A 12,803-nucleotide genomic window follows, 5' to 3' on the forward strand; every position below is an offset into this window, starting at 1 on the left:
AGTACTCGTATTTTTAACTTGATCATTAAGCATTGATTTATGTTCCAAATTCGATGCTGTTTCAACTAACTGTTTTAAGCCCTTTTCAGAGGTCGCTGTAATTTCAACGATTTCACATTTGAGCTCCCTCTTTAATCCCTCAATATCAATTTTGTCACCTTTCTTTTGAACAAGGTCCATTTTATTGAGAGCGATAATGACAGGAATTCCGATTTCAATTAACTGAGTTGTGAAGAACAAGCCTCTGCTTAAGTTTGTTGCATCCACGATATTGATGATAACATCAGGTGCAGCATTGAGTACAAAATCTCTTGTAATTGCCTCTTCACCTGTAAAAGGGGCGATTGAATATGCACCTGGTAAATCTACAACACTTAAGACTTTACCCTTCATTTGATACTGTGCCTTCAATTCAGACTCTTTTTTATCTACTGTAACACCTGTCCAGTTTCCCACATATTCCATTTTACCTGTGAGTGCATTGAATAATGTTGTCTTTCCTGAATTTGGATTTCCAGCTAAAGCTAATTTCATTTCCCATCCTCCTATTTCGATACTTTTCTTATTGGCTTAATGATGTTATTGGAGAATTCATCAATTTACTTTGCGATATTGATATTCATTCTCAATAGATGTTTAAAAAAAATGGCGCTTAGGCCTGAACGACAATTGATTTTGCCAATGCTTCATCAATAGCATATCGTCCATCTTTAATATTTATGATATAATTGCCACCCAAAATTGAGATCAAAGTGATTTCTTCACCTTCAAAGCACCCTAAGCTAAACAAAAATCTTCTGTTTTTCTCCTTGCCCTCAATTTTAATAACATTTACAGTTTGTCCTACCTTTGCTTTTGTCAAAAACATCATGTCACCTCTTTCTTAGATGTTTATCCTAAAAGTTTATATGATTTTTACGGTTATACATCTTCTACTTGATAAAGATTATCATATTCACTTACAAGAGTCAACTAGTCTTTTTCTTAATTATATCTAATTGAGAATTTTTATCAGTAACCTAGGTTACCAACTTTACACTTTTGAAATTAATTTTATCTATTATCATTTAAGGCCAAGACCTTGTTTTGTTGTATACAATAATAAGCAGCCTCTTGAAAAATAATACTAGAGGCTGCTTAAAATATAAAAATATCCTTATTGAATGGCTTTAAAGAAGTCACTAATTTTTTCTACACCAGACTTCAGCCTTGAATTATAAAGTGGTAGTTCCCATTCATCTAGTGTTAGAGACAAATCTACTGGTCTCATTTGGTCTTTCATAACACGTAAATTTATCTTTTCTATTTGAAGGGTTTCAATCGAATCCGTCGAAGTTGGTATAAACACTCGTGAATCCCATAGTACCCTTCTAGAGGAAGGGTCTGCTATCCCCAACAAGCCGTAAGGCACTCTCACTGTAACTTGATTGTCCTCAATCCATATATAATTTTGCGCACTCGTAAAATCGCCTATTCTAAATTGACTGAGATCTATTGATTTTTCAGCTACAAACACACCTTGCTTGTCCGTGTTCTCAGGGTTTACAATCTGTATAAGATTCTCAAAGGTTTCAAAGGGTTGACTTTGTGACTGATAACGCCCTTTAAGCCAATTATAACTTGGAGTTACAAGAAGTTCCGGTGCTTCACTAAGCTTTAGCAAGAACTCGAAGCTCGGTGAATCGGCTTCATCCGTTTTCAAATCAAAAGCAATTTTTATATTCTGACTTAAATCAACTCTTTCATTAAAATCAAGTTTAATATAGAGATAGGATGCATTTTGTCCTTCTTGTACGCGTTTAAGTGACAAGTATGGGCTTTTGCTTGAAAATATTTCTTTCATTTGAGGCGCAATGGCTTCATTGGCGAGAATACCATAATTCTGTTCTGGATCAAGTACGTTATGCCATAAGACCTGTCGTTCATATGGAATCATATAAAATTCTGTTGTCCATGTCTTTTTCGCCCATTCATCCATCCATTCAAATATGATGGCACCTGAGTAGTTTTCCTTTAATATGGCTTTGGTCATCCTAATAATCATGCTTGCTTGTTCTTCTTCAGTCTTACCCCCATGGTCTAGGCCATCAGGACTATAATGGGCAGTCACTGAACTGGTTGATATACCATATTCAGCCACAATAGCAGGATATCTGTGATTTTGCTTCATGAATGCTTCAAGATAGCCACCATATCGAAATACGCCTTCACTGTCATAATAATTTGCGTAATCCGTGTCATTGTTCATAAAGTTTGGATAGTTAGGATAGATATGATATGCTCCAAAAAAGCCATTGACATTGTCTCTATTGATCCCAATACGGTCAATATCAACTGAAACCTTGTCATTAAACTGTAAGCTCTTGTCTCCACTAGCATTCCACTCACTGTCATGTGATAATGCATCAAGCGTAGGCCAGTTTACGATTCCAATTAGGGGGTTACCCTGATATTTTTCTGCTTCATATGCCAAGGCATAATCACATGATGCAGCCAACCACGACTCCGTTGGTGAAGCATTTCTCTCTGAATAAAAATATTCGCCTTGGAAAGTATAATCTTCATTGAGTTCATTTGTGGCAATAACTTCTTCAGGTTCCATTTCTCTTCCAACCAGATAGCCTAGAAGATATGGTGATACATCATAAGAAAAAAGACCGGAAGCTCTAAAATCTCTTTGTGGTATTTCGATGTTTCCATGTATGGCGTCAATCGCATACTCAATTTCCTGTTTGTAAACTCGATTGTAATCATCTCCCAAGTAGTTTAAGTTCTTTGGATTTTCCTCGGGCCAAATTTCTTGCAAGAGATAAATTGGTGTATCTGCCTTTAAATTGTATTCATAAAGTGCTTGATAAAAGCTCGGGGATAACAAGGTATAGACCCGGATGGTATTGATATTCAGTTTTCCCATTTGGTCCAACCAAGTTGAATAATTTTCCTTTTCAAGTGGAAATTCTGTAAAGTAACGTCCTGGAAGTGCAGCCCCTAAATTTATACCTTTAATAAAAAAGGGTTTAAGGTCCCCCGAGTCCGTTCTCATCATAATTTTCATATCCTCAACAGTGAAAGGTGTTCCTACTTTTTTTAGGGTTTTAGTTTCACTTGAAATTCTATTGAGGACAGACTTATAAAAAGGCGCTGTAAACTGCCAAAATATCTGCTCTCCAGTGAATTTTTCATAAACGACCTTATTTTGCATCATATTGGTGGTTAAATCATAATTAACACCTAGTAAAATAGCATTGCTGGTAAAATCGCCTGCTAAATAATAGCCATTAAAATAATTCCTCGATATTTGGTATACAGCTGGAAAGCTGGGCGATATATTAAATGCCCCTAGTTTCTCATTTCCAGATGCGGTAACCCTAAGGTTAAAATTAGCTATCGCAGGTTCAAGGCTCTCGGTAATCTCAAAACTGCCATAATAAGGAATACTTGAATTAACGCCATCTAGGTTTGATCTTAACATAAGACTACCCTTATAATCTTTCCCCTTAGTAAGCACGATAACGTCCTCTAAGCTGGTAATGATTATGCCTTCACCATAGAATGGCCACTCATTCTTGTGGTTTGACTTGTACCTTGAAATAATTTGCGCTGGTATCGCATCAAGCTCTGCAAGATCCTCATAGGTCTTCCCAATAAAATGATTGGTTTCCACACCAGTTAAATAGTTAAGCTTGTTAATTAGGTACTTGCTTTCTATAACCTGCTGAAAGAGTGCCTCTAAGACAACCATGTTGTGATTGATTTCGTTAAGATCCACACGCTCTAAAAAAGCGGCATCCTTTACATATAACAAATCTGGTTGATTATTTCCATTATAAGGCTTAACCTTATAATGGTCTGCAAGCCATTTCACAGCTTCATCGCCACTGGTATACTGCTTCATTGAAACTTCTAAATTGGGTTTGTTTTGATAAGAGTACAAAGGGATAACCATAATTAAGACTACGGCTAAGGTTATCAGAAATACAGATCCCTTTGCAATCATAGAAATCCATTTGTACTTCATGATTCAATCCCCTTTCTCTTGATATGGCCCCACCCTGTTTGACCAAATATAATTTTAATCTGTCCATGCAATCGCCAAAAGCTAAACATTTGCCTTGGACCAAAGTTCTCAATAATCGCATAAAACAACAATTTCATTAAATCCTTGAAACTATAGTATTGTTCTTCTCTTTCTGCAATTAACAAAGAAGCAATCGAAACTAATACCCCTAATAAAATGGTACTTACAAATAATAAAAGGGCTATTCTACGATCTAATATGCCCAAAAGGGCTGCAAGTACTACCATTAGATAACCTTGAAATTCAATCATAGGGCCAATCGCTTCAAAGATAAAGTAATAGGGCAGAGCCATCATTCCCAAACTCCCATATTTGGGATTAAACATCATATTTTTATGAAAAAATAGAATATCCATCAAGCCACGATGCCATCTAAATCTTTGGTTTCTAAGACTTTTTAAATCTTCAGGCACTTCAGTCCAGCAATTTGCGTTAAAGGCATACAACACCTTGTATACGTGCTTCATTTCCCTCATACGCTTTGTGATGCGGACAACAATTTCCATATCCTCGCCAACAGTATCCTTCTTAAATGCCCCCCGCGTTGTCATATAGCCGCCTACAGATATAACGCGATCTTTTCTGAATAATCCAAAAGCGCCAGAAATAATGAGTAAGCTGTTTAGTTGCTGCCAGCCTAATCGTCCAGCCATGAAGGCTCTTAAGTATTCAATTGTTTGAAAGCGTGCTAAGGTGTTTTTAGGCAATACAATTTCTTTAATAGCACCCTTATCCACCTCACAGCTATTGATTGGAAAAACGTTTCCACCTAAAGCTGGCGTCTCCCTACTCTCATCTAATGTGAGCGATGCAAGTCTTAAAAGTGATTCTGGCTCAAGTAGCGAGTCAGCATCTATGCCACAGAAAAACGCCTTGTTTGCCACGTTGATACCGGCATTTAAGGCATCTGCTTTTCCGCCGTTGCTCTTATCAATTACCACGAGCTTGGGAATAGAAGTATTGCGATAAATCCCCCTAATTGGAACCGTTTCTAAACTTACCTTATAATGATAATCCACACGAATTAAATTAAAGGCTTCAATGAGCTTACTTAAAGTTTCATCCTTACTACCATCATTAACGACAATCAGTTCAAAATCAGGATATTTGAGGTTTAAAAGTGACCTAACGCTGGATACAATTGATTTTTCCTCATTGTAGGCAGGTGCGATGATGGAAATAGACGGAATCATTTTATCCCTGAAGAGCATTGAAACGTTTTTAAAATTCCATAACTTTGCTTGCTTCCTCACGTTTAAATATGAGCTACACATGAGGACTAGATATGAGAGGTTGACTGAAATTGAGTAAAACGCCAGTAGATAGTTAAAGCTAATGACATAATCCTTAAGCAAAACTCTAGATGAAACAAGTGTTAAAGTAGAATAGTTTTGAATCAAATACAATACCGGAAACAATAAAATGCCAACTATTGTAAAATAGGTAACTGCTTTGACTAAATACTTATCTTTTTTGTGAATATCGCCTTCGCTTTTAAATTCAAAAGGCTTTACACCCCATTTTTCTATAATTCTACTGTTTAGATAACGCCTGAATTCCATTTCAATCTTTGAGTCTTTATCAACATTTTCCTTTATTATGGTAATTAGCATATTTTCAAGATCGATATCTTTATTTAAGTTCATAAAACCAATGAGTTCATTGATTTTCCCATTTCGAATGACTTGTCCAATTATTTCATTTACATAATGTCCTTGCTTTGTATTAAGCTTTAGAATGTAATACTCTATCTTATTTGAAAAAATCTGGGCGATCCTACCTTTGATTTTAAGGTCCTTTTCCTTATAAAAAGCTTCTTCTAAGAGGTAGAGAAATCTCGGATTTACTTCGATCATTATTGTAATTACAGCAATAAGTGTCTTTTCAAACTCATCTTCATGCAGGTGATTGATTAAAATATTAAAATTGGCTGTTTTATTGACTTTGGATAAGGCCCAATAAGCATTCTTTTTAACAATGGCATTTGAGCTTTCATAATATTTTTCACCTGTAAAATCTGCAAAATAAAAGTTCGATACAGTTCGGCAAGTCATTACCAAAAGCCTATTAAAGTCCTCTTTCAGATAGTTGATTTTGTAGCTTGTGTTTTTGGCAGCAATTTGCTCTGTGTAGTATTGAAAAAGCATTTCATATTTTGAGTCAAATGAGTCTATAAAATCAAAGAGGTAGGATTTGCACATTTCATTATAATTCACAGCAGAATAATTCAGCAGGAGTTCAACGTGCTCTATATCCTTTGTATTCTTTAGGGCTACCATCTTCTCTTGAAATACAAATCCAAACTCTAAAATATTGGAAATCGCCTTAATACGGTACCACTTGTGTGTCCCAATCAAAGCCTTGATCATGACATCTAGGGATTTAGGATTTCTTATATCCGTCAGAGCATTTGAAATATAAATTTTGACAGAATAATCTTTTTCTTTAAGCAAAGCCTTTTCCAGTGCAAGTCTTGCATGCTCACTACCTATGATCCCAAGGTAGGTACAGGCTTCTTTCCGTCTGGCCTTGATAATTGATTTGAGCTTTCTCACTTCGAGTTTCTCAATTTTTCTGAGTTCCTTGCTTTGAAGCTGATTTTCTAAATCTTCCATAATTAGATTTTGCTTGATATCCTTAATTTCGCGCAAGGAATCAAAGGTCCCCTTAAATGAATGATTTACAAGTGAAAGCACCGTAGCAAGTCTTTTGTTATTTCGTCTATAAATTTCTTCAAGGCTTGAAAACTTATTTCCAATTATTCTTAGTAGCAAAACGATAATTAAATAAAAAATAATCAGCGCTGCCACAATGATACTATTAACATGTACGGTCATAGAATCAATCCCCTTGGTTTTTTTTCACGATACCTATGATTTCAGATAACATGTAAGGTTTTTTCAAATAATGTACTACACCCAGTTCTAATGCTCTTTTGACACTTGCTTCGTCTTTTTGATGTGACAAGTACAGCATTTCAATATTTTTTGTCTTTGAGCTTTTATGAAGTTCTTCTTTGAAAAGAAAGCCATCAACTTTCTCTAATATTACATCCGAAATAATAAGATTAGGCAAATGTTCTTTAGCCATCATTAAGCCCTCAGCACCATCTGTTGCCGTTAATACTTCTATCTCCAATTCACTAATAAAAGTCTTCAATATTTCTAGATTAGTAACATCAGAATCTACAATTAAAACCTTTGTTTTAGCGGTATGTTCTCTATTAATTTCACCCTGATAAGTAAAATAATTTTTTCCTTTTTGCTTTGACATCCTTAAGCGGTCATAGGCATAGTTAAAGTAATTTTCTACAGTTTGGTCCAGAGAAACCGCATCTAGGTCTAGTTCCTTCGAAAAAGCCGCTCCGATTGACACAGTTAACCTGCCTAAAAAATTATCACTTTGTTCAACGTCAACTCTAAACTGTTCTACTTTAGAAATTAAAGTCGCATACTCATGCCCTTTTAAGTAAAGACCAAAATCTGCTTCATCCAATTTAAAAACGGATTGTTCGCCAAATGCTTCCTTTAACATATAGGAAAGATTTATCAGGACTGTATCCTCTTCAATTGAGCCATATTTTAATTTATATTTTGAAAAGTCATCGATACTGATACAAACCAAGGCACCAACATCGCGCCAATCCTCCTCATTAAGTTCTTCTATCAAGAGCGTGGTAAGGAATCTCTCATTATACAAACCTGTAATTGGGCATTTTACTAACTTTTCGTTTACAGATTTGATGGTTTGATTCAAGGATTGATTTGCCTCTGTCAAATTTCTATTTCTCGTATCAGATTCAGCCAAACTATGTAGCATAATATTTGGGATTTCAAGGTCGTATATTGCACATAGATTTCTAACAAAAGGTTCTATAACCGTTAACCAAATCATACCTTTGACTTCAAATACAAGTTGGAAAAAAGAATGCCAAAGTTCTTTTGGATTGCCCTCATAGCTAATAATTTCATTTGCCTCATTAAATACAAATGCACGAGTATGACTATAAAGTTCATGAACCTCTCGAGGATAAAATAAAATGATCAAGTGCTGATAAACTTCGTTAAATACAATCAGATAGCCTCCAAGTTCCATAAGGTTTTTCTTGATTGGCGTAAGAATGTTACCACACTCCAATGTTCTCAAGGTTTCAATATATTTATCCACATCTGACCTAATTATCGCACCATGCTGTGGTAAAATCATCTCAATCTCATATCGCTTTAAGGTGTCCATAACAGGCCTTAAAACAGAGTTTGAGGGCATATAATGCTCATGAAATGCCTTCATTTTTTCCATATAATCATCATCTGCATAAATTGTGCGATTGTAACTGAATGCCCCGAATAAATCACTTGAAAATAGCACCTTATTTACACAATCGTATGACAAGAAGGCCCCTGGAAAATGTAGATATGGGGAATTAATAAATTCAAGTGTTCTATTATTTCCAAATGTCAACTTATGATTATGCTCTTCTATTAGATAGAACTTCGACTTTACACCGTAAAACTGTATAATGGTCATTGCCCGCCATGATGTGACTATTTCTGCATTCAGTCCTGCTTTTTCAAGTAATGGCAATTGCGAACAAAAATCAGGATCTTGATGGTGTACAACCACATATTTGATTTGATCAAGTGTCACCAATGATAATACATTTTCAAGCACTATTTCAAAATCCAGTACAGAGCCTGGGTCGAATAATACAGCCTCATCACCATCAATTATAAGGTATGGGTTGCAGTCCAGCCCCAAGTTCATGGCTGTATCACCCACCTGAAAAATATCTTTTTTTATCTCAATATAAGACATATAACCTCCACTATTATTAATACTTTGATTATTTCATACCCATTTAAGTTCAAAGAATGCTCTCATTTTATCTTTCGTATTGCAAATACGATAAGGAGAGGAACCCCTACAAGGGTTAGGATTGGGAGTATTATTAAATAAAAAGCATAACTGTATTTACGAAGCCATATGCCATTGACCTTATCCAGCGTGGTTATGGTTTCCGACGTGTACACTGTAAATTCCAAATCTTGGTCTGGTAAGGCCTCAAGACTTGCCTCATAAAAAATACCGTTTTTACTTTCAAGTCTATCTAGCGGAATACTAGTCCCTATTAGATACTCATAGGGCTTTTTTAGGTGGATCCTGATATTGAGCTTTTGAAATTGCTTCCAATAAGTCGCCGGATTCAAAAAATATTTAAAGGTAAAGGTTGGCTTTGTACTTTCCCGTCTGTCCATGGTAGCTTCAATGGGGTAACTAACTTCGATACTATTGATTTCATTTGGTTGAAATAAGACTTCATAAGATAAAAGTATAATTCGATTATCATAAAAGAATGAAGACAGATCATCCAGTGGCAATAGTGACATGCCACTTACACTTTTAAGCTCAAGTATGGCTTGATTTATCATTTGAATTTTTTCTTGGTCGCTATAGGACTGTGTGCTTTCTTTAAAAAGAATAGCCATCATCGAATCTTCCATTTGATGCTTCGAGAGTTCTGATTCTATGAGCGTCATCGTATTTTCTGATCCCACAAGACCTTGCCAATCCGGTTCCACAAACCGTTCATTATTTTTTTCTAATATCCTAAACGCCAAATTTTTAAGTTCCCCTTCAGTTAAGAAGAGTTTTAGGCTTTTTCGATCATAATATTGATTTCCTAACCACCCTCCTATGACAAATTTACCTGAATTATAGCCATAAGCATTTGCATTTTGAACAAATACCAAACTCTCTGAGTTGGTCTTATTAAAAGATATTTCAAATTGAATGTTTTGATAGTCTTCTGTAGGGATAAATTCATAGCACCTGATCGATTCACTTATAAAGGATTGACTATCAGAAACTCTACCCAATAAGGTCTCAAAGCTAGGCAGATCTGAAGACCCGTACACTTTATCCAAATAAACTTTATCAGCTGAAATCAGCTGACCGTTTCGACGTATTTCGACATTATTTTCCATGGCGTATATGGATGAGACCAATGGAAAAATCATGTGTACAGACTGCGTCTGTCCACTCATGTTTTCCATCTCATATCGCGCTGAAACCCTATTCTCATTACTATATAGATCCTCAGAGAGCTCGAAGATTAAATCTTCCTGATTAATACTTATTTCATTGTTTTGATCGACAATTATTTCAGATCCGGGAAAACCTTCCATGATTACCGGCCCAGAATTACCATATGTATTTAAGGTCACCATTAAAGCACTCACAGTCATAAGTGAAATTGTTTTTCCGAGCAGGGATTTAAATTTTATTTGAAACCAATTCATAATCTGATCTCCTAACATTATCCATTATTAAAATGATTTTAAGTCTTCGTCTAATTTTACCAAAAAAAACAAGAAACAACATTTAAATTATAAATTTGCAATCTAAATGTTATTTCTTATTCCTTAGTATTGATTATAATGTTTCATATGAATTAGAGGTACTTCATCTGCTTCAAGGGGTTCACTAAAGTAATACCCCTGTATATAATCACAGTTTCCAACCTTCAATCGTTTAACTTGATCCAATGTTTCAATACCTTCAGCTGTCACAGACAGACCTAGGCTATGAACAAGTGATATTAAGCTGTCCATTACTTTAATGTTTTCAATTTCTAAAAATTTAACATTCAATGACCGATCCAGTTTTACCTTATCAACTGGTAAAAAAGTTAAATAATTTAGAGATGAATAACCGGTTCCAAAATCATCAATTGCGATTTTGATGCCCATTGCCTTTAACTGCTTCAGAAAACTTAAGGCAGCTTGTTTGTTTTCAAGGAAAATATTCTCTGTAATCTCAATTTCAATATATTTTGCATCGACATCGTATTGATTAAGTAATGCTCTTATGAACTTGATATAACTTGCGTCATGCAACTGATTTACAGAAAAATTTATGGATACCGGTTTAATTTTCAATCCACTTTTCTGCCATTCCGACAGCTGCCTAACGACTTTTTCAGTAACGATGCGACCAATTTTGATGATAGAACCATTTTCTTCAGATATTTCTACAAACTCCGCTGGTGACAAAGTTGAGTTCGTCATCCTAAGTAGAGCTTCATATCCGAAGATATACCCAGATACCACCTCAATCTGAGGCTGATAAACCATTTTAAACCCATCGTTTTCAATGGCATCTCTCAGTAAAATTTCAATTCTCGATTTTTTTATTTGATGGTCCATCATGCTAACATCAAAATATTTATAGCCATTCTTTCCTAAGCGTTTAACTGCATACATCGCAAGATCCGCATGCATTATGAGCTGATTGACATCAACACTGTCATCTGGGAACAATGAAATGCCTAAGCTAAATCTTATTTCAATTTCATTATCCTCGATAATAATATTTTCTTCGAATATTTGACTTATACGATTAATATAATGATTGATCTCTGAAATGGACGATTCATATTCTATCAAAATCAGAAATTCATCGCCTCCAAATCTAGAGACAAATACATTCTGATCGATTGAATGTTCTAATTTTCTGGCAACGGATTCTAAGACTTTGTCACCAAAGACATGTCCAAGGGTATCATTAATGCCTTTAAAATTATCCAAATCCAACAGAAGGACAGCCCCCTTCCGATTGGAATTGATCCTATAGGTTAAATGATCAATGAATTTCCGTCGATTGGGAAGGTTTGTAAGGGGATCATGAAAGGCTAAGAAATTAATGTATTCTCTTTGCTGATCGATCTCTTCTATTTGAGCCATGAGCTCTTCCTCGGAAGCCGTTAAAAGCTGGTTTTTTTCAACGATCTCCGAATTTGATTTTTTTAACTTTTCCAGATAGTCATATACCTTGTTAAGCAACGTATTCATAGATCTTGTCACTTCTATGAATGGATTATTTTTTGAAAGCTTAAGTTCAATTTGAGCATTGTTTTCGATGTCAATTGTCTTAATCTCATCATCAATTGAATTGACTTGCTCCATTAATTCAACAAAGTTATAATGCATATCTGATAAAGACCTTGCTATTACACCAACTTCATCTTTTCGCCTTGAATAGTTTTCAATATCGCTGTTATCCTTGATGGTAAAGTCAAAATCCGCCATCCTATTTATCACAGATGCAATTCCAAGGATTGGTTTCGTAATACGCTTAGAAATTTGATAAATAATGATGTAGATTACAGTTAATGTCATCACATATATTGTGATCAGTATATTGGTTATTTCTTTTCCCTTTTTAAGGATATCATCTTTATCGGCAACAGAAATAATAGTCCAACCACTTAGGGGTGATATCGTTTGATTAATCACTTTTGTGCGCTCATCTATCCTGACTTCTGAGATCAATTTTTCTTGATTTAAAATTTGCTCAAAAAATTCAAGATTTAGGTCTTTCACTGATGACAATAACCACTCGGGATGTTTAGGACTGACAACAAATCTATCCTTTGGAGACAAGACCATGATATATCCAGTTTCGCCAATTTGTATTTGATTTATATTATCCCTTAAGTCATCAAGTTTTACAGTAATGCCGACGACACCCACTTTTTGATTTTGATATGTCACACTTCTAGAGAAGCTGACTACCATATCGCCAGTTACATTGGTTTGGTAAGGTTCAGAAATTACAACCTCAGATGAGTTGATTGAGTTTTCATACCATGGTCTTACACGAGGATCATAATTATCTGAAGGTGAAAATCTTGGATATTCCATATAATCACCATTTTCAGTTCCCA

Annotated in this window: 7 protein-coding genes; all 7 read right to left on the reverse strand. The window is 35.1% G+C overall.

The window, feature by feature from the left end; genetic code table 11:
• On the reverse strand, positions 1-534 hold a 534-nt coding region (locus AC220I_RS11215; RefSeq protein ID WP_486723922.1), incomplete at its 3' end, for a FeoB small GTPase domain-containing protein.
• Positions 535-652: 118 nt separating this feature from the next.
• Complete coding sequence (locus AC220I_RS11220; protein ID WP_486723923.1) at positions 653-868, reverse strand: FeoA family protein; 216 nt, start codon at positions 866-868, stop codon at positions 653-655.
• A 288-nt stretch (positions 869-1,156) separates the two neighbouring features.
• Positions 1,157-4,018, reverse strand: a complete 2,862-nt coding sequence (locus AC220I_RS11225) for a hypothetical protein (RefSeq protein ID WP_486723924.1) — start codon at positions 4,016-4,018, stop codon at positions 1,157-1,159.
• Complete coding sequence (locus AC220I_RS11230; RefSeq protein ID WP_486723925.1) at positions 4,015-6,915, reverse strand: glycosyltransferase; 2,901 nt, start codon at positions 6,913-6,915, stop codon at positions 4,015-4,017. The genes AC220I_RS11225 and AC220I_RS11230 overlap by 4 nt, the downstream gene beginning before the upstream one ends.
• Before the next feature lie 4 nt (positions 6,916-6,919).
• The gene (locus AC220I_RS11235; RefSeq protein ID WP_486723926.1) at positions 6,920-8,893 is read right to left on the reverse strand and encodes an oxygen-binding di-iron domain-containing protein; all 1,974 of its coding nucleotides are present in this window, start codon (positions 8,891-8,893) and stop codon (positions 6,920-6,922) included.
• Positions 8,894-8,955: 62 nt separating this feature from the next.
• Positions 8,956-10,377, reverse strand: a complete 1,422-nt coding sequence (locus AC220I_RS11240; RefSeq protein ID WP_486723927.1) for a hypothetical protein — start codon at positions 10,375-10,377, stop codon at positions 8,956-8,958.
• 123 nt (positions 10,378-10,500) lie between these two features.
• A partial coding sequence (locus AC220I_RS11245; RefSeq protein WP_486723928.1) for a bifunctional diguanylate cyclase/phosphodiesterase occupies positions 10,501-12,803 on the reverse strand: 2,303 nt, incomplete at its 5' end.

The sequence above is a fragment of the Fusibacter sp. genome (assembly GCF_057447755.1).